General features: G+C 62.1%; 15 protein-coding genes. 5 read left to right on the forward strand and 10 right to left on the reverse strand.

Features of this window, described 5'->3' with window-relative positions; genetic code table 11:
• Nucleotides 1–50: 50 nt before the first annotated feature.
• Both purU and fdhA read left to right on the forward strand, forming a co-directional pair.
• A complete protein-coding gene (gene purU / locus REH34_RS18545) occupies nucleotides 51–908 on the forward strand; it encodes a formyltetrahydrofolate deformylase (RefSeq protein ID WP_311968727.1) in 858 nt (285 codons plus the stop codon).
• 228 nt (nucleotides 909–1,136) lie between these two features.
• A complete protein-coding gene (gene fdhA, locus REH34_RS18550; protein ID WP_311968728.1) occupies nucleotides 1,137–2,336 on the forward strand; it encodes a formaldehyde dehydrogenase, glutathione-independent in 1,200 nt (399 codons plus the stop codon).
• Nucleotides 2,337–2,425: 89 nt separating this feature from the next.
• On the opposite strand, the gene REH34_RS18555 is transcribed toward fdhA, so the two are convergent.
• Nucleotides 2,426–3,091 carry an RHS repeat-associated core domain-containing protein gene (locus REH34_RS18555; protein WP_311968729.1) on the reverse strand — a complete coding sequence of 222 codons (666 nt, stop codon included), beginning with the start codon at nucleotides 3,089–3,091 and terminating at the stop codon, nucleotides 2,426–2,428.
• Nucleotides 3,092–3,245: 154 nt separating this feature from the next.
• The gene (locus REH34_RS18560) at nucleotides 3,246–4,097 is read right to left on the reverse strand and encodes an RHS repeat-associated core domain-containing protein (protein ID WP_311968730.1); all 852 of its coding nucleotides are present in this window, start codon (nucleotides 4,095–4,097) and stop codon (nucleotides 3,246–3,248) included.
• Nucleotides 4,098–4,483: 386 nt separating this feature from the next.
• Here REH34_RS18560 and REH34_RS18565 point away from each other — a divergent pair, with 386 nt between their 5' ends.
• The gene (locus REH34_RS18565; protein WP_311968731.1) at nucleotides 4,484–6,907 is read left to right on the forward strand and encodes a glucose/quinate/shikimate family membrane-bound PQQ-dependent dehydrogenase; all 2,424 of its coding nucleotides are present in this window, start codon (nucleotides 4,484–4,486) and stop codon (nucleotides 6,905–6,907) included.
• Nucleotides 6,908–7,156: 249 nt separating this feature from the next.
• Entirely contained in the window at nucleotides 7,157–7,726 is a 570-nt protein-coding gene (locus REH34_RS18570; RefSeq protein WP_311968732.1) for a DUF2780 domain-containing protein, read from the forward strand.
• Between the two features lie 296 nt (nucleotides 7,727–8,022).
• Here the strand turns inward: REH34_RS18570 and REH34_RS18575 are convergent, their stop codons facing one another.
• The gene (locus REH34_RS18575) at nucleotides 8,023–8,910 is read right to left on the reverse strand and encodes an acyltransferase (RefSeq protein WP_311968733.1); all 888 of its coding nucleotides are present in this window, start codon (nucleotides 8,908–8,910) and stop codon (nucleotides 8,023–8,025) included.
• Between the two features lie 224 nt (nucleotides 8,911–9,134).
• Here REH34_RS18575 and REH34_RS18580 point away from each other — a divergent pair, with 224 nt between their 5' ends.
• Nucleotides 9,135–9,647 carry an ATP-dependent zinc protease gene (locus REH34_RS18580; RefSeq protein WP_226504329.1) on the forward strand — a complete coding sequence of 171 codons (513 nt, stop codon included), beginning with the start codon at nucleotides 9,135–9,137 and terminating at the stop codon, nucleotides 9,645–9,647.
• A 30-nt stretch (nucleotides 9,648–9,677) separates the two neighbouring features.
• On the opposite strand, the gene REH34_RS18585 is transcribed toward REH34_RS18580, so the two are convergent.
• The 7 genes from REH34_RS18585 to REH34_RS18615 all read right to left on the reverse strand — a co-directional run bounded on the left by REH34_RS18585 (nucleotide 9,678) and on the right by REH34_RS18615 (nucleotide 17,898).
• Nucleotides 9,678–9,881 (reverse strand): hypothetical protein, encoded by a 204-nt coding sequence (locus tag REH34_RS18585; protein ID WP_311968734.1) that lies wholly within the window; start codon nucleotides 9,879–9,881, stop codon nucleotides 9,678–9,680.
• Nucleotides 9,878–10,996, reverse strand: coding sequence for a PepSY domain-containing protein (locus REH34_RS18590; protein ID WP_311968735.1), 1,119 nt, complete (start codon nucleotides 10,994–10,996; stop codon nucleotides 9,878–9,880). The genes REH34_RS18585 and REH34_RS18590 overlap by 4 nt, the downstream gene beginning before the upstream one ends.
• 63 nt (nucleotides 10,997–11,059) lie before the next feature.
• Nucleotides 11,060–13,495, reverse strand: a complete 2,436-nt coding sequence (locus REH34_RS18595; protein WP_311968736.1) for a TonB-dependent siderophore receptor — start codon at nucleotides 13,493–13,495, stop codon at nucleotides 11,060–11,062.
• Nucleotides 13,496–13,637: 142 nt separating this feature from the next.
• Nucleotides 13,638–14,636 carry a FecR family protein gene (locus REH34_RS18600; protein ID WP_311968737.1) on the reverse strand — a complete coding sequence of 333 codons (999 nt, stop codon included), beginning with the start codon at nucleotides 14,634–14,636 and terminating at the stop codon, nucleotides 13,638–13,640.
• Nucleotides 14,603–15,121: an RNA polymerase sigma factor gene (locus tag REH34_RS18605; protein WP_226504334.1), complete on the reverse strand. Its 519-nt coding sequence runs from the start codon at nucleotides 15,119–15,121 to the stop codon at nucleotides 14,603–14,605. The genes REH34_RS18600 and REH34_RS18605 overlap by 34 nt, the downstream gene beginning before the upstream one ends.
• Before the next feature lie 120 nt (nucleotides 15,122–15,241).
• Nucleotides 15,242–15,961 carry a 3'-5' exonuclease gene (locus tag REH34_RS18610; protein ID WP_311968738.1) on the reverse strand — a complete coding sequence of 240 codons (720 nt, stop codon included), beginning with the start codon at nucleotides 15,959–15,961 and terminating at the stop codon, nucleotides 15,242–15,244.
• Nucleotides 15,958–17,898: a DUF294 nucleotidyltransferase-like domain-containing protein gene (locus tag REH34_RS18615; protein WP_311968739.1), complete on the reverse strand. Its 1,941-nt coding sequence runs from the start codon at nucleotides 17,896–17,898 to the stop codon at nucleotides 15,958–15,960. Before REH34_RS18615 ends, REH34_RS18610 begins: the two co-directional genes overlap by 4 nt.
• Nucleotides 17,899–18,101 lie beyond the last annotated feature (203 nt).

Consider the following 18,101-nt stretch of genomic DNA (forward strand, 5'->3'; position numbering starts at 1 on the left):
AATTTTCCGGGGGCAAGCCCCCTCGCTACCATAAAGAGCAAGGACACCCCATGAGCCGCGCCCCCGATACCTGGATCCTCACCGCCGACTGCCCCAGCCTGCTGGGTACGGTGGACGCCGTCACTCGCTACCTGTTCGAGCAGGGCTGCTACGTCACCGAGCACCATTCGTTCGATGATCGCCTTAGCGCGCGTTTCTTCATCCGCGTCGAGTTCCGCCAGCCTGACGGCTTCGACGAGCAAGCCTTCCGCGCCGGCCTCAGCGAGCGTGGCCAGCAATTCGGCATGGTCTTCGAGCTGACCCCGCCGCAGTTCCGGCCCAAGGTGGTGATCATGGTCTCCAAGGCCGACCACTGCCTCAACGACCTGCTCTATCGCCAGCGCATCAACCAGCTGTCCATGGACGTGGTCGCGGTGGTCTCCAACCATCCCGACCTCGAACCGCTGGCCGCCTGGCACGGTATCCCTTACCACCATTTCCCCCTCGACCCCCACGACAAGCCCGCGCAAGAGCGCAAAGTGCTTGAGGTGATCGAGCAGACCGGCGCCGAGCTGGTGATTCTCGCCCGTTACATGCAAGTGCTGTCGCCCGAGCTGTGCCGCCGTCTGGATGGCTGGGCGATCAACATCCATCACTCGTTGCTGCCCGGTTTCAAAGGCGCCAAGCCCTATCACCAGGCCTACAACAAAGGCGTGAAGCTGGTCGGTGCGACCGCGCATTACATCAACAACGACCTCGACGAAGGCCCGATCATCGCCCAGGGCGTGGAAGTTGTGGACCACAGCGCCTACCCTGAAGACCTGATCGCCAAGGGCCGCGACATCGAATGCCAGACCCTGGCGCGCGCGGTGGGGTTTCATATCGAGCGGCGGGTGTTCCTGAATGCCAATCGTACGGTGGTGTTGTAGCAGTTTTATATGTCGTTCATGCCGGCCCCTTCGCGGGCAAGCCTTGCTCCCACAGATGTACGGCGCTCCATTGTGGGAGCAAGGCTTGCCTGCGAAGAGGCCCTCATATTCAACACAGCAGCACGGGATTGACCACTGCCCAGTAACACCCCAATCCCGCACTGTCATTGAGCAGTAGCTCCAAGCAAGCCAGTAACACTCTTTTCCAAAAATAATAGAGGTGAACGCATGTCTGATAATCGTGGTGTGGTGTATCTCGGCAACGGCAAGGTCGAGGTGCAATCTATCCCCTTCCCGAAAATGCAGGACCCGCGCGGCAAGCGCATCGAACACGGGGTCATCCTGCGTGTGGTGTCCACCAACATCTGCGGCTCCGACCAGCACATGGTCCGCGGCCGCACCACCGCTCAGGTCGGCCTGGTGCTCGGCCACGAGATCACCGGCGAAGTGCTGGAAGTCGGTCGCGATGTCGAGCACATCAAGGTCGGCGACCTGGTCTCGGTGCCCTTCAACGTTGCCTGCGGCCGCTGCCGCAGCTGCAAGGAACAACACACCGGCGTGTGCTTGACCGTCAACCCGGCCCGCCCGGGCGGTGCCTATGGCTATGTCGACATGGGCGACTGGGTCGGCGGCCAGGCCGAGTTTGTGCTGGTACCGTACGCCGACTTCAACTTGCTCAAGCTGCCGGATCGCGACAAGGCCATGGAGAAGATCCGCGACCTGACCTGCCTCTCCGACATCCTCCCCACCGGCTACCACGGCGCAGTCACGGCCGGTGTCGGCCCGGGCAGCACGGTCTACATCGCCGGCGCGGGTCCGGTCGGCCTGGCGGCGGCCGCTTCAGCACGTTTGCTCGGTGCGGCGGTGGTGATCGTCGGTGACGTTAATCCGGCACGCCTGGCCCACGCCAAGTCCCAGGGCTTCGAGATCGCCGACCTGTCCACCGACACACCACTGCACGAACAGATCGCCGCGCTATTGGGCGAGCCGGAAGTGGACTGCGCCGTCGATGCGGTCGGCTTCGAAGCCCGCGGCCACGGCCATGTCGGCGCCCAGGCCGAAGCCCCGGCCACCGTCCTGAACTCGTTGATGGGCGTGGTACGGGTGGCGGGCAAGATCGGCATTCCTGGGCTCTATGTCACGGAAGATCCGGGCGCGGTTGATGCCGCGGCGAAGCTGGGCAGCCTGAGCATTCGCTTCGGCCTCGGCTGGGCGAAATCCCATAGCTTCCATACCGGACAAACTCCGACCATGAAGTACAACCGCCAGTTGATGCAGGCGATCATGTGGGGGCGTATCAATATCGCCGAGGTGGTGGGGGTGCAGGTGATCAGCCTGGATCAGGCGCCGCAAGGGTATGGCGAGTTCGATGCGGGGGTGCCGAAGAAGTTTGTGATTGATCCGCATAAGCTTTTTAGCGCTGCGTAAAACTGTAGTGATGGGGCTTGCTCCCGATGACGCACGTCGGCTTGGAATATATCAGGCCGACGCCCGCGATAATGTTGTTTACGATCGAGTCACTGACGCACGCTGTTTATTCTCTTGCGGAAATCCTCCATGGCGAGGTTCTGTGTAATGAATAGTGCACCCTTGTGCTTCCCTTCCGTGCCGCTGGTTATCAAGCGTGATTGCATTGTTTCGCCGTCGAAAAAGAACATCTCCCTCTGATAGTTCTCAACGTTTGGCACCTTGCCTGCAGAGGCTGGATTGTTGATAGTGTTGACGGGGGTGCTGTTTTTGAATCTGACATTTTTTGATGTGCTGGGTGCAGATATTGTTTTTGATACTCCTTTAGGGGCACTATTCAACGCTGAGGTGCTCTTGGATTTTTTTAATAGGCTGGATGACGCCGCGACGTCGCCGGACACGTTTTTCAAGCTTGAAGATTTTTTAAGGCTTGATTTTCGGGAGAATATATTTCTGAAAAACTTCAAGATTCTGCCGTGACCGCTCGGGTCTGCAGCGTTGATCGGATCCCCCTCGCAATAAATATAAGCATTGATCCCGCCAGCCTCAAACGGGCTCAAGCTGTCCGGGGTATGAAAACGCTGTAATTCAGGACTGTAATTTCGATAGCCGTTACCCAGGAGATACCCACCCATAACGGGATCGAACACCTCGCCATTGAATCCAGACGCGGCAGCCATGAGGTTCTGACAATAGCCGAACGGGCCGTACGTCATGGAGTGTCGTCCAGTGTGTAGGACTGAGTTGCTCTGGTCGGTGGCGAAGAGCGAGAAGAGTGCAGCTTGGGTTCGCATGTCAAAACCTCAAATTTTTCCAGGCTCCAGTACTGTCTGGCGATCTCGCCCAGAGACCAGGCTGGGCGACCCTGCGCTATCGATAAGGTACATTGCTGTTGGTTTTCCGTATGGCAGATATCCCGCTTCCGGTCGAAGTGGGCGCCCCCTGCGGTACGTTGAGCCCCACCCTTACGGTTGAAGTTGATACGCGAGTGGGGCCGTTAAACCCTGGCGGGAAATTTGTATTGATTCTGGACTGGGTAAGGATGGGCGCGCGAGGCGATTCTGGGCGCCATAGGAATGGGCTGCCGTCAGGGTTTTGCCCGGACATTTCAATTATGCCTTTTACTTTTTTCGGAGCCTTTACGGGGGCTGCTTTGATTTTTTTTACAACCATGGCAGCTTCAGAAGATGAAGTGGACAAAATTGAAGAAGACCGCGGGGTCATTGGGGATTCTACGTTTTGACTCACTGTGCGGAAGACGTCTTCGGAAGAACGCTGGAGCGTTGGGCTATTTATTTTATTTACGGATTTCGTGGTGATGTTTCCAGATTTTCTTCCCGTTTTTTTTGCGCTTTTGCCAAATAGACTAAGGAATTTACTCAGTAGTGAATGGCCACTGGGGTCTGTTTGATTCACCGGGTCACCAAGGCAGTAAGCATAAGCATTCAACCCACCTTCATCGAACGGGCTCAGGTTATCGGGGCTGTGGAAGCGTTGCTGTGCGGTATTGAATGCGCGGTAGCCTTGACCGAGCAAATAGATCGGTAGCAGGCCTTCACGCATTTGGCCGTTAAATGATGAGCGCGAGCCTGGTTCGTCTGAGGATGAGTGACCGAAGGGAGTGTAATTGAAGGGGGTCATGCCTTGCCCCATCAGGCGCATGAGAACTGAGGCACCTTGGTCGGTGGCGAGGAGTACTTGGGACTGCTGATCTGTGGGCATGTCGACATCTCCGGAATCGTGAGCTTCGAGTTTCAACCGGGTTTCACGCTAGCGGTACTAGCAGATCTGATAGGTAGGGGCGGTTGGCAAAGCTCCGCCCCCCCGCTGATTATTACCATCCCCACAATAGTCTTTCGCATTCTTGCAAACGACAATTTGTCGCAGCTACGGCCTTTTTTTGCTATCGTTGCAAAACTAACTAACTGGTTAATACCTTGGCTGGCGTCCACCTGGCCCAGCGTTTGCGGCCTCACATCGCACGCCTGCGGCGCTGATGGTCGTCAGAACGTCCCAACGACCTCCCCCGCACAGGGATGATGGCCGTTGGCTGCACTACCCTTAAACAGTTCCCCTCCCACGTTCATGCGTCAGTAGGATCATGCAACATGACTAAGTCTCACACCACGGCAACCGCCGCCCGTTGGCCCCTGTGGCTCGCTGCGTTCGGCATGCTGGTATTTGGCCTCCCGTTCGCGGGTCTCGGTGGTTACCTCGCCTCTTTGGGCGGTAGCTGGTACTTCCTGCTGGCCGGCCTCGGCATGATCGTTTCGGCCGTGCTGTACGCCCGCAAACGCCTGCTGGGCGCCTGGCTGTTCGCGGCCGTCATGGTGCTGTCGGTGATCTGGGCGCTGGTCGATGCCGGCCTGGTGTTCTGGCCGCAGATCTCGCGCCTGTTCGCCCTGGGTGTACTCAGCCTGGTCGTCGCGCTGACCTACCCGACTCTGCGCAAGGCCAATGGTCTGGCGGGCGGTCGCGGCGGTTATGCACTGGCCGGCCTGCTGGCGATCGCGGTGGTCGCGGGTGGTTATGGCATGTTCATTCCCCACGCCTCGGTGGCGCCAAACGGCGAGTTGCCGGGCCTGACCAAGGTCGACCCTGCCCACGCACAGAAGAATTGGGAGCACTACGGTAACGATGAAGGTGGCAGCCGCTTCGCCGCGCTCGACCAGATCAACCGCAGCAACGTCGCCAAGCTGGTGCCGGCCTGGACCTTCCACACCGGTGACGTGGCAATCAGCAACGGCAATGGTGCAGAAGACCAGATGACCCCGCTGCAAGTGGGCGACAAGGTGTTCATCTGTACCCCGCACAACAACATCATCGCGCTGGATGCCGATACCGGCAAACAGCTGTGGCAGCACAAGACCGACGCGAAATCGGCCGTGTGGCAGCGTTGCCGTGGTCTGGCCTACTTCGATGCCAGCGCCGCGATTGCCGCCCCGACGGATGGCAGCACGCCGGATGCACCGGTGGCCGTGCCCGCTGGCGCCAACTGCACCCGTCGCCTGCTGACCAACACCATCGACGCACGCCTGATCGCCGTTGACGCCGACACCGGCGAGCTGTGCCAGGGCTTCGGCAACAAGGGCGAAATCGACCTGAAAGCCGGCCTGGGCAACGTGCCTGACTCCTACTACCAGCTGTCCTCGGCGCCGTTGATGGCCGGTACCACCGTTGTGGTTGGCGGCCGGGTAGCCGACAACGTGCAGACCGACATGCCTGGCGGCGTGATCCGTGGTTTCGACGTGGTCACTGGCGCCATGCGCTGGGCGTTCGACCCGGGCAACCCTGCGGACAAGCAAGCCCCTGCTGATGGCAAGACCTACGTGCGCAGCACCCCGAACAGCTGGGCGCCGATGTCCTACGATCCGCTGATGAATACCGTGTTCCTGCCGATGGGCAGCTCCTCGACCGACATCTATGGTGTCGAGCGGACCGACCTGAACCACAAATACGGCGCCTCGGTCGTCGCACTGAACGCCACCACCGGCGACCAGAAGTGGGTCTATCAGACCGTTCACAACGACCTATGGGATTTCGACCTGCCGATGCAGCCGACCCTTACCGATTTCGCCAAGGCTGACGGCACCAAGGTTCCGGCCGTGGTGATCGGCACCAAGGCCGGTCAGATCTACGTGCTGGATCGCAAGACCGGTCAGCCATTGACCAAGGTTGAAGAAGTCCCGGTCAAGAAATCCGACATCCCCGGCGAACCGTACTCGCCGACCCAGCCGAAATCGGTGGGCATGCCGCAGATCGGCGCGCAGACCCTGACCGAATCGGACATGTGGGGCGCCACGCCGTTCGACCAGATGCTGTGCCGTATCTCGTTCAAGCAAATGCGCTACGACGGTCTGTACACCGCGCCGGGTACCGACGTTTCGCTGAGCTTCCCGGGTTCGCTGGGTGGCATGAACTGGGGCAGCCTGTCGGTTGACCCGGTGCACGGCTTCATCTTCGTCAACGACATGCGTCTGGGCCTGTGGAGCCAGATGGTGCCGCAGCAGAAAGACGCCAAGGCCTCCTCGGGTGGCGAAGCGATCAACACCGGCATGGGCGCTGTACCGCTCAAGGGCACGCCATACGCCGTCAACAAGAACCGCTTCCTGTCGGTAGCCGGCATCCCTTGCCAGGCGCCACCGTTCGGTACGCTGAGCGCGATCGACATGAAGACCCAGAAAATCGCCTGGCAAGTACCCGTCGGTACCGTGCAGGACACTGGCCCGATGGGCATCAAGATGGGCCTGCAACTGCCGATCGGCATGCCGACCCTGGGTGGCACGCTGTCGACCCAAGGTGGCCTGGTGTTCATCGCCGGTACTCAGGACTACTACCTGCGCGCCTTCAACACCGCCAACGGTGAAGAGGCCTGGAAGGCCCGTCTGCCCGTGGGCAGCCAGGGCGGCCCGATGACTTTCGTTTCGCCCAAGACCGGCAAGCAATACGTGGTCATCACTGCCGGCGGTGCGCGTCAGTCACCTGATCGTGGCGACTATGTGATCGCTTACGCGTTGCCTGACAGCAAGTAAGTAGGTCGCGGTACTCGAAACCCGCTGTCGCCTGAAAGGGTGGCAGCGGGTTTTTTGTTTCAGGCGATCAATCAGCGTGATCTTGCGGGCCTCTTCGCGGGCAAGCCCTGCTCCCACAGGTTTGGGAGCAAGGCTTGCCCGCGAAGGGGCCGTCAGCCCTTCACATAATTTTCGACACAATTGCAACATAATCAGCCTTTCACCCTCCAACAGGGCGAATTCGACTTTTGCTGCAAGAGGCTGCCTTTCATGAATACCCCACGTTCCCTGTCCCTCGCCGTGCTGATGGCCCTGGCGTCCAGTTCGGCTTTCGCTTTCAACCTGAACGACGCCGTCAACGCTGCTTCGACCCTTCAGGGCAACAACAAAAGCGACGGCGCAGCAGTGGCGGCGGCCCCGCAGGCGGCGGGGTTGCTGAACACCCTGGGCACCCAGCTCAACGTCACCCCGCAGCAAGCGGTAGGCGGTACCGGCGCCATGCTCGCGCTTGCCAAGAACAAACTCGGCAGCGGCGATTATTCGCAGTTGACCAAGCAGGTGCCGGGCCTCGATTCGCTGTCAGGCGCCAATGCCTTGGGTGGCCTGAACGGCCTGGGTGGGCTGCTGGGCTCGGGCGGCAGCAGCAGTGCCGCCGGCCTAGGCAGTGCGCTTGATAACGTGAAGTCTACGGCCGACATGAACAGCGCCTTCACCAAACTGGGCATGGACAGTGGTATGGTCGGCCAATTTGCGCCGGTGATTCTGCAGTATTTGGGGCAGCAAGGCGTGGGCGGGACGGTGCTCAAGAGCCTCGGCAGCATCTGGGGGACCGGTAACTGACATGCTGCTCGTTTGATAACTAGCGGTTCTGTATCGATGCCACAAGCTGACAGAACTGCTAGTTGGATTCTCGCCGTAAGTATTGCGTGGTGACGGATGTCCTCTTCACTGGCAGCAATCCAATTGGCCCTCCATCAGTCCCGATGATTGATCACAAACAGGGCTCAAAGCGTGCGCATCATCGTCGTCCGCCGGACACAAGGTGGATTATCGTCCTGTGACCTATATCAGAAGAGCTTGAGCGTGCCACTTTTACTGAATTCAGTGCTGCTGGATCAGGTAATACGCGCCGTATCTCAAAGCCTTTGTGCGTGTATTGACTTGATCCGCTCGTCCTTGGCTTCCCACAACCCATTCACCCAGCCCTGCACCTTCTCGCGAAACACCGGGTCGCTTTCATAGCACCCTTCGACCAGCCCCCGCTCGATCGGCAGTGCGCGGATATCCACGATCACCTTGCTCACCGAGCCGCACAGCAAATCCCAGAACCCCGGAATCCGCCCATTCGGATACACCACGGTCACGTCCAGCACGGTGTCCAGTTGCTCCCCCAGCGCCGCCAGCACGAAGGCCACGCCGCCGGCCTTGGGCTTTAGCAGATAACGATAGGGCGATCGCTGCTCGTCGTGTTTGGCCTGAGTGAAGCGCGTGCCTTCGAGGTAATTGACGATGGTCACCGGCTGACGCTTGAACAGCGCGCAGGCGGCCTTGGTGATTTTCAGGTCTTCACCCTTGAGCTGCGGGTGCTTGTCGAGGAAGGCTTTGCTGTAGCGCTTCATGAAGGGGTAGTCCAGCGCCCACCAGGCCAGGCCCAACAGCGGCACCCAGATCAGCTCTTTTTTCAGGAAGAACTTGAAGAACGGCGTGCGCCGGTTGAAGGCCTGGATCAGCGCCGGGATGTCGACCCACGACTGGTGATTGCTGACCACCAGATAGGAGCGGTCGATGCGCAAATGTTCGGCGCCACGGATGTCCCATCGGGTAGGGGTGCACAGGGCGAAGATCAGTTTGTCGACCTCGGCCCAGGTTTCGGCGAACCACATCACCGCCCGCGACGCGTGGTCGCGCCAGCGACCCCTCAACGCCAGTTTGATCACGGCGAAAATCAGCAGAGGGACGATCCAGAACAGCGTATTGAGGAGTAACAGCAGGCTGGCAGTCAGGCCAGTAAGCACGCGACGCATGGCGAAACTCGGGGTCATTGTTTTGGCCGGCAATGATAAGCAGGTCAGGGGCTTACGCCAATTCACCCGGTCGGCTTTAGCTAACTAAATTTTTACTTTTTATTAAAACGGCCACAGGCCATGCTTGCTGGAACCGCGAACCTCTTGGTGATGAGTGGTCTTATGCTGTTACTGCGTTTTGCCAGGCAAGGACGGCCGCGCGCGCCCATCGAGGAAATCCTTACGTGAAATCGGTTTGTGTCCTGCTGTCGCTCCTGGTATTGCCGATCCTGGCCCTGGCTGGCGAAGACCCCGTACTGTATGGCCGTTACGAATACATCAAGTTGCCGGAGATCGGCGAGACGCTCAAAGCCAAGATGGACACCGGCGCGCTGACCTCATCGTTGTCGGCCAGGAACATCCAGCGCTTCGAGCGAGACGGCGAGCAGTGGGTGAGTTTTCAGCTGGGCAGCGACAAGGACGACGCCAAGGTGTACGAGCACCGGCTGGCGCGCGTCGCCAAGGTCAAGAGCCGTATCGAAGAAGATGACGTCCGAGAGGCGGCCGAGGCGGCCGAGCGTCCGGTGATCGAGCTGAGCATGTGCATTGGCGAAGACAAGCAGACGGTCGAGGTCAGCCTGACCGATCGCAGCAACTTCACCTACCCGCTGCTGATCGGGGTCAAGGGGATGCGCGACTTCAACGCGGCGATCAACCCGATGCGGCGCTTTACGGCAGGACAGCCGGACTGCTCCTGACCCGGTGCATAGCCGCTCGTGAGCGGTCGCCTAGTGCTTGTGCGGTGGCATCGGGCCGCGTCGCGCCAACAGCCCGCGCAGCGCCAGCCACGCCGGTAGCCCCAGCCCCACCCAGCTCAGCGTGTCCCAAGCGCCATCGCCCAGCAGCGCCGCGAACAACCCGGCGGCGCTCAGCAGCCCTATCGACACCGGCACCTTGAACACCGGCCACAGCCTGGGCTTGCGCTTGCTCATGGCGCCACCTCGAGCTGCGCCGCCGCCCGGCGTCGTACCCACCACAGATACACGCCACTGCCCAGGATAATGATCGTCAAGCCATCCAGCAGTGCCCACAGCACCTGCATCGGCAGCCCGCCGTAGTCACCGAAATGTAATGGCTGTGACAGCCCCATGGCATCCATGTACCAAGGCCGCTCGGCGACCGCAGTGACCTGCAAGGTACGTGCGTCGATCAGCACCGGGGTCAGCAGGTGCGAGGTCAGGTGCGTGGCGCCTTTGAGGAAAACCGCATAGTGATGCGCGCTGGAAAACCGCGTGCCGGGGAAGGCGATGAAATCGGCGGTCATGCCCGGCGCGGCCTGTTCGGCTATCTCCAGCAAGCGTGTGGCCGGCGCACGCTGCACCAGCGGCGGCGCATCGCGGTAGGGCGCGACCATGGCGCTGAGGCTGTCGTTGCGCCAGGCGGCGATCAGCAGGTCGGCGCAGGCGCTCACCACCCCGGTGACGCCCACCACCAGCGCCCAGGTCAGCGTGACGATGCCCAGCAGATTGTGCAGGTCGAGCCAGCGCACCCGGCGCGACTTGTGCTGGCGCACGGTGGCGAAGTCCAGGCGGCGCATGAAGGGCGCATAGAGCACCACCCCGGAGACGATCGCCAGCACGAACAGCACGCCCATGAACGCCAGCAACAGCTTGCCCGGCAGCCCCGCGTACATGTCCACGTGCAGGCGCAGCATGACCATCATGAAGCCGCCGTTGGCTGACGGCATCGCCAGCGCCTGGCCGGTGCGCGCGTCGAGCATGAAGGTGTGGGACGAGTTGGGCTCGGTGTCGGCCGTGGCGGCGGTGATCGCCATCACGCCTTCAGGGGCGTCGTCATCCCAGCCGAAATACTGCACCACCTCGCCCGGGCGATGGCGCTCGGCGGCCTCGACCAGTTGCTGCAGGTCCAGGTTCGGGGTGCCGGCGGGCAGCGTGGCGAAAGTCGGCTCGTTGCCCAGCAGATGGTCGATCTGATGGTGGAAGATCAACGGCAGGCCGGTGAGCGCCAGCAACAGGAGGAAGAGCGTACAGATCAGGCTGGACCAGGTGTGGATGAAGGACCAGCGACGAATTGTTTTACTGTTCATTTCACAGGTGTCCAGAACGACAAAAGCCGCCCCTGAGGGCGGCTGGTGTGAGGCATCAGGCGCTTACCATTTGTAGGTGGCGCTGGCGACGACGCTGCGCTGGTCGCCGTAGTAGCAGTAGTAACCGTCGCAGGTGGAGATGTAGTCCTTGTTGAAGACGTTCTTCGCGGTTACACCAAGGGAGGCGCCTTTGAGCTTGCCGGACAGCGCGCCTAGGTCGTAGTGCGCCGAGGCATCGAATACGGTGTAGGCGTCGGCCTTGCCCAGCCAGGTGTTGGCCTGGTCGCCATAGGTGTTGCCAGTGTAGCGGGCGCCCGCGCCGATGCCGAAGCCGTTGAGTACGCCGTTGTGCCAGGTGTAGTCGGTCCACAGGGAGGCTTGTTGGTTCGGCATCAGTTGCAGACGGTTGCCTTTGTTGTCGCCTTTTTGGATGTCGGACTTGGCCAGGGTGTAGGCGGCGATCAGCTTGATGTTGTCGGTCAGGTCGGAGATGGCTTGCAGTTCGAGGCCTTTGACTTTGACTTCGCCTTCCTGGCTGGTGATCGGGGTGCCGCTGGCGCTGTCGGTGACCGCTACGTTTTTCTGCGTCAGGTTATACACGGCAGCGCTCAGCAGGGTCTTGGAGCCCGGCGGCTGGTACTTGATGCCCAATTCCCACTGCTTGCCCTGGGTCGGCTTGAACGAGCTGGTGGTGGTCATGTCCGCGCCCATGGTCGGCTGGAACGACTCGGCGTAGGACAGGTAAGGCACCACGCCCGAATCGAACACGTAGCTGACGGCCGAGTTCAGGCTGAAGTTGCTGTCTCGCGCGGTGTTGGTGGCATCGCTCTTGTTGAAGAACTTGGTGCCGGTGTGCACCCAGTCTTCGCGACCGCCCAGGGTGAAGCGCCATTTGTCCAAGGCCATCTGGTCTTGCAGGTAGACGCCGGTCTGGGTGGTTTTCTGATCGTAGTCGTAGAACGCAGTGGAGCGCGCAGGGCGAACGGTTGGCGTGGTGGTCACCGGGTCGTTGACGTTGATCGACGAGGCGGTGCCGAAGATCGACAGGTAATTGGTGTTGATGCGCTGCAGGTCGGCTCCCATCAGCAAGGTATGACTGATATCGCCCGTGTTGAAGTCTGCCTGGAAGTTGTTGTCCAGGGCGAACTGGCTGATGTCTTCGTCGACGTTGGTGCTGCCGCGGCCGAGATTACCGTTGGCGTCCACGGTGTAATTGGGGAGACCCGAAATGTAGGAGTTGACGGTGACGGTCTGGAACGCGAGATCGGACTTGGTGTAGCGCAGGTTCTGGTGGAACTGCCACACGTCGTTGAAGCGATGCTCGAACGCATAGCCCAGCGCGTAGTAGGTGCGGTCGTAGTAGTCGTAGTCAGGATCGCCCAGGTTCTTGTGGTGGGAGATGTCGCCGAACGGGGTCTTGATCTTGGTGCCCTGAATCGGCAGGAACTGGCTGGTGGTGCCGGTATCGTCGCGGGTGAACTGGCTGAGGAAGGTCAGTTTGGTGTCCGGGTCGATGTTCCAGGTCAGGCTGGGGGCGATGTTGTAGCGCTTGTTGTCGACGTGGTCGATCTGGGTGCCACTGTCACGGATCACGCCGCTGATGCCGTAGAGGAAGCGGCCTTCGTCGTCGATCTTGCCGGTGCTGGCGAAATTGATCTGGCGCCAGTTGTCGCTGCCGTACTGCAGGGATATTTCGTGGCTGGTGACGTCGCTCGGGCGCCGGCTGACCATGTCGATCAGGCCGCCGGGAGGCGTCTGGCCGTACAGCGAAGAGGCCGGGCCGCGCAGCAGGGAGAGGCGGTCCAGGTCCCAGGTTTCCATTTTCGGGTTGGCGTAGGTGCCCTTGGGCAGCGGCAGGCCATCGAGGAACTGGGTCGGCTCGAAGCCGCGTACGCGCATCCAGTCGTAGCGGGTGTCGCTGCCGTAGCTCGCCGAGACGATGCCGGGCATGTATTTGACGGCGTCTTCGAGGGTCTGCACGCCGCGGTCGTCCATCTGCTGGCGGGTGGCCACGGAGATGGAGCGTGGGGTTTCCACCAGTGCGGTGTCGGTCTTGGTCCCGGCCGCGGTACGGGTTGCGACGTAGCCCTCGACGGGCCCCCAGGCGCTTTCCTCGTTTGCGGCCGCATTGATGTCAGTCGACGGCAACGCCACCGCCCCCACCGGCGCCGCCACCAGGGTGTAGGTACCGGCGCTGCTCTGCTGCAGCTGCACGCCCGTGCCGTTCAATGCTGCCTGCAAGGCGCCCACCCCGCTGAATGGCCCGTTGACCGGCGCCGAAGTGCGGCCGTTGGCCAGGCTCGGGTCCAGCGCCAGGGTAATACCGGCCTGGCTCGCGATTTGATTCAAGGTGCTGGCCAAGGGGCCGGCCGGCAGGGTGTAGCTGCGCACCGCGCCCTGCTCGGCAGCGTAGGCAACGGTGCCGGCCAACGGCAACGCCATGGCGATGGCAACGGCCAGCAAGCGAGGGCGTAACAGCGCGTTCATAGGGCGGGACATGCAGCAGCTCCTGGAAGGAAATAGGCGATTGCATGTGTGCCGGACGAGATCGAGAAAGTGATAGGGCGGAGGGAAATAATTTTTTTGGCAGGGTTTTTACGGTGTTCTTGTGGCCAGTTGCATCACTACACGTATTTGCAGCTTATTGTTTGGCCACTACCGTCACCCACCACGGCGTGCGCTGTTCGATCTGTACCGGCAAGGTAGTCGGGAGGGCCTTGAGAGCCAGGTTGGTGTCCTTGAGCGGGAAGCTGCCGGTGATGCGCAGGTCGGCGGCGTCGGGGCCGACGCCCAGGTGGCCGCGGCGATAGCGGCCCAGTTCATCGATCAGGTCGGCCAGGCGCACGTTGTCGACCACCAGCATGCCGCGGGTCCAGGCGTCGGCGCCGGGGCGCAGGGCCAGGGTGGCGTCGAGGCCGTCGCGGTGCAGCAGCACTTGTTCGCCTTCGTTGATGATGCGTTCGCCGCCAGCGGCTTGCGCCTGCGCTGCGACCGCAGAGTGCAAGACGCTCAGGCGGGTGCCATGGTCCTCGCGGCGCACCACGAAGCGCGTGCCCAGGGCGCGCATCTGGCCATCGTCGGTGGTGACGATGAACGGGCGCTGATCGTGATATTTGTGCCCGGTCTCGACGAGGATTTCGCCCTCGCGCAGCACGATCAGGCGTTGCTCGGCGCTGAAGCGCACGTCGATGGCGCTATGAGTGTTGAGGTTGATCACCGTGCCGTCGTCCAGTTGCACCACCTTTTGCTCGCCGGTGGCGGTGCGCTGGTCGGCCAGCCAGTAGCCCAGCGGCGCGGTGCGGTCATTGGCGATCAACGCGACGGCGATCAGCGCGACCACGCCAGCCAAGCCCCCACCCAAGGTACGCACGCGCCGGCGGCTGCCCTCGCGCGATTGCAGCAGGGCCTTGCGCACCGGGCCGGTGGCGTTGCTGAAGCGTTGGTCGAGCATGCCCAGTTGCTGCCAGGCGCGGGCGTGCTCTTCATGGGCGGCGAGCCAGCGTATCAGGGCTTCGCGTTCAGGCGCGCTGAGGGGGCCGTCCAGGCGCAGCTGCCAGTTGATGGCGGCATCCAGCACGTGCGCCGAGACCGGAGCGCTGGCGGCATTCACGTCGGCTGGCCGTAGAGTGCCACGTAGCATTGGCGCATGCCTTGGGCGAGGTACTGGCGCACTCGCGGCACCGAGACCCCAAGTTGCTCGGCGATTTCGCCGTGGCTCAGGCCGTCGAGGCGATTGAGCAAGAAGGCGCTGCGGGCTTTGCTGGAGAGTTTACCGAGCAGTGCGTCGATGGCCTTGAGGTCTTCGAGGATCAACTGGCGGTCTTCGGGGGAGGGCTGTTCGGCCTCGGGCAGGCGCATCAGTTCGGCCAGGTAGGTCTGTTCCAGGGCGGCGCGACGGAAATGGTCGAACAGCAGGCCCTTGGCGATGGCCAGCAAAAACGCCCGGGGTTCGCGCGGGGTGTCCAGGCGCTCGCGGCCCAGCAGGCGCACGAAGGTATCCTGGCTGAGGTCCTCGGCACGCTGCGGGCAGGCGATGCTGCGCTTCAACCAGGCAAGCAGCCAGCTGCGGTGGTCGCGGTAAAGCGTACCGATCAACTCGCGCTGAGGGCTCTGGGCAATGGACAAGGCGGTCCCCGGAAACAAAATGTTATAACTAACGAGAATTGTTCGCGATTGTGGCAGGGGGTTCCGGAAGGTGCAATAGGGCTCTGTCGGAAGATTCTGGGCATGCAAGGATAGAGTCGATCACACCGACGGCGCCTGCTGATGCCGGCGCCACTGGTTCAGGCGATCTTCCAGCAGCACGGGGCTGTCGATGCTCTGGCGCCGTGCGTGGCTGAACAGAATCATGCACAGCTCGGCAGTCACCAACGCATCGGCACTGGCGTGATGGCGCTCCTCGACGTGCAGGGCGAAGTGCTCGACCCAGTTGTCGAGGCCCGCCAGGCGCCCGACCTGATCGGGAAACAGCATGGGCGCGATGTCTGCGACGTCGAGCCAGCGATGGGCGGATTTGTAACCGAGGTTTTCCTTGAGAGCCTTGCCCAGCATGTGTTGGTCGAACCAGGCGTGGAAGGCCAGCAACGGGCTGTCGCCGACGAACTCGAGAAACTCCAGCAGCGCTTCTTTCGGCTCACTGCCGGCGGCCAGCGCGCTGGGGCTCAGGCCATGGATCAACACGCTGGGGGCGGTCTTGTTGCTGCTGTATTGCAAGGTCCGCTCGAAGCCGGCACCCAGGTCGATGGCGCCATCCTCGATCACCACCGCGCCGATGGACAATAGACAATCGCGGCTCAGGTTCAGGCCGGTGGTTTCGGTATCGACCACCACCCAACGCTGGCGGCGCAGGCTTTGGTCACTCGGTGCGGCCGGAGCGGGCAAGGCCAGCAGGCGGGCTTGCTGTTCGGCGCTCAAGAGGGGAGCCGCACGACGAAGCCAACTGGGCAGGCGGGCCAGCAGACTCACAGCTGATACCTCAGGGCCAGGCTGCTTTGCAGGCGCTTGGCCTGGCGCAGCGATTCGCGCAGGATGCGCCGGTCGAGGTCGTTGAGGCTGTCCGGGTCCATGCGGTTGGAGTACGGACGGTTCTCGCGGGCCTGACGCTGGTGCTGCTGCATACGGCTTTGCTGGATAAACTGATAGGCCTCTTCAAAGGCGGCGCCATCCAGTGCATCGATGACTTCCTTGAGCACCAGTTGGCGCAGGCGCTCCATGGTGTTGCTGGCGTCGATGCCGTGGGCCAGCGCCAACAGGCGCGCACCCTCGACGAAGGGCGTCAGGCCATCGGCCTTGAGATCCAGGGTGGCGACCCGATCGGCACCGCGGCGCACCAGCACGAACTCGCGGAAACGCCCCACCGGCGGGCGCAGGCGCAGGGCGGTCTCGGCCAGCATGCGCTGGAACAGCTTGTTCTCCGCCACCTGATCGAGCATGCCTTGGCGCAGGCGCGCGCAACCGGTGTCGTCGCCCCACACCGAACGCAGGTCGAAATAGATGCTTGAACTCAGCAAGTGCTCCGGGGTGGCCTCGCGGATGAAGCCGGCAAAGCGCCGCGCCCATTCGACCCGCGACAGACACAACTCGGGGTTGCCAGCCATGATGTTGCCGCGGCACAGGGCGAAGCCGCACTGCGCCAGGCGCTGGTTGATCTGCTGCGCCACCGGCAGCAGCAAAGTGCGAAAGGCCGCCGCCTCGGCATCGTCGCGGGCCTCGAAGAGGATGCCGTTGTCCTGATCGCTGTACAGGGTCTGCTCGCGCCGCGCTTCGCTGCCGAAACACAGCCAGGTGAACGGCACGCCGGGATCGCCCATCTCTTCGAGCGTGAGTTCGATGACCCGGCAGGTGGTGTGGTCGTTGAGCTGGGTGATGATGCGGGTAATCTGGGTCGACGAGGCGCCGAACGCCAGCATGCGCTCGACCAGCTGGCTGATCTCGCTGCGAATCGCCACCAGCGCCTCGATCCGGGTGGCGTTGCGGATGGTGCGCGACAGGTGCACCAGGTCGACGCGTTGCAGGGAGAACAGATCGCGCTCGGAAATCACACCGCACAGCACCCGATCACGAACCAGGCAGATGTGCGCGATATGCCGCTCGGTCATGGCCATGGCCGCGTCGAAGGCGCTGGCTTCCGGGCTCAGGTAGAACGGCTCGGGGATCATGTAGTCGGCGATCGGCTGGGTGAAGTCGCCCGTGCCGTCGGCCACCACCTGGCGCAGGTCGCGCAGGGTAAAGATGCCCCGCGGGAAGCGCAGCTCGTCGATCACCGCGATGCTGCCGACCTGGTGCTCGTTCATCAGCGCCACCGCATCGCGCAGGGGCAGCTGCGGGCCGCAGGTGACCGGGTGCCGCATGGCCAGATCGCCCAGGCGGGTGTTCAGCGAATACTGGGTGCCGAGGGTCTCCACGGCCTGGCGCTGGACCTGCTGGTTGACCTGATCGAGCAGGCTGCTGACCCCGCGCAGGGCGAAGTCGCGAAAGGTGCTCGACAGCGCGAACAGTTTGACGAACGCAGCCTTGTTGAGCTGCAGGCAGAAGGTATCTTCGGCGGCCAGGTGCTCGGTGCGGGTCGCGCGTTCGCCGAGCAGGGCGGCCAGCGGGAAGCATTCGCCGGTGGTGATTTCGAAGGTGGTCTCGGTGCCGCGCCTGGCCGAGTGCGGGCGTTCGCCGACCACGCGGCCCTGCTTGACGATATAGAAGTAGTCGACCGGGCCATCGGCAGGCTTGATGATGCTCTCTTCGGCGGCATAAAAGCACAGTCGGCACTGCTCCACCAGATAGGCCAGGTGCGCGTGTTCCATCTGGTTGAAAGGCGAGAATCGCTGGAGGAATTGCAGCGTGCCATGGATGTTCTGCTGCACCGCGGTCTTGCCGGCCTTGCTGAAGGCCTCTTCGTCTTTGGTCATGACTGCGGTCGCCTGTGGTGCTTGAGCAGTGGTCGCCAGCGGGTGGCGTTTTTTATAGTTGTACGATGACAGTCTAAAAAAAAAGCTTCTAGAACGCTACGATCCTACGCATCATGCAACACCAGCGCATCGATCCGACAGAGGGTGATGGCGGATTGAGATTGCGCGGGTCTGAAACCAATGCAGTTACCTTTGGCTTTCTG

The sequence above is a fragment of the Pseudomonas baltica genome, assembly GCF_031880315.1.
Lineage (GTDB): Bacteria > Pseudomonadota > Gammaproteobacteria > Pseudomonadales > Pseudomonadaceae > Aquipseudomonas.

Coding starts and splice junctions, on each gene's coding strand:
- purU (WP_311968727.1), top strand. CDS start 51: ATGAGCCGCGCCCCCGATACCTGGATCCTCACCGCCGACTGCCCCAGC.
- fdhA (WP_311968728.1), top strand. CDS start 1,137: ATGTCTGATAATCGTGGTGTGGTGTATCTCGGCAACGGCAAGGTCGAG.
- REH34_RS18555 (WP_311968729.1), bottom strand. CDS start 3,091: ATGACGTACGGCCCGTTCGGCTATTGTCAGAACCTCATGGCTGCCGCG.
- REH34_RS18560 (WP_311968730.1), bottom strand. CDS start 4,097: ATGCCCACAGATCAGCAGTCCCAAGTACTCCTCGCCACCGACCAAGGT.
- REH34_RS18565 (WP_311968731.1), top strand. CDS start 4,484: ATGACTAAGTCTCACACCACGGCAACCGCCGCCCGTTGGCCCCTGTGG.
- REH34_RS18570 (WP_311968732.1), top strand. CDS start 7,157: ATGAATACCCCACGTTCCCTGTCCCTCGCCGTGCTGATGGCCCTGGCG.
- REH34_RS18575 (WP_311968733.1), bottom strand. CDS start 8,910: ATGCGTCGCGTGCTTACTGGCCTGACTGCCAGCCTGCTGTTACTCCTC.
- REH34_RS18585 (WP_311968734.1), bottom strand. CDS start 9,881: ATGAGCAAGCGCAAGCCCAGGCTGTGGCCGGTGTTCAAGGTGCCGGTG.
- REH34_RS18590 (WP_311968735.1), bottom strand. CDS start 10,996: ATGAACAGTAAAACAATTCGTCGCTGGTCCTTCATCCACACCTGGTCC.
- REH34_RS18595 (WP_311968736.1), bottom strand. CDS start 13,495: ATGTCCCGCCCTATGAACGCGCTGTTACGCCCTCGCTTGCTGGCCGTT.
- REH34_RS18600 (WP_311968737.1), bottom strand. CDS start 14,636: ATGCTACGTGGCACTCTACGGCCAGCCGACGTGAATGCCGCCAGCGCT.
- REH34_RS18615 (WP_311968739.1), bottom strand. CDS start 17,898: ATGACCAAAGACGAAGAGGCCTTCAGCAAGGCCGGCAAGACCGCGGTG.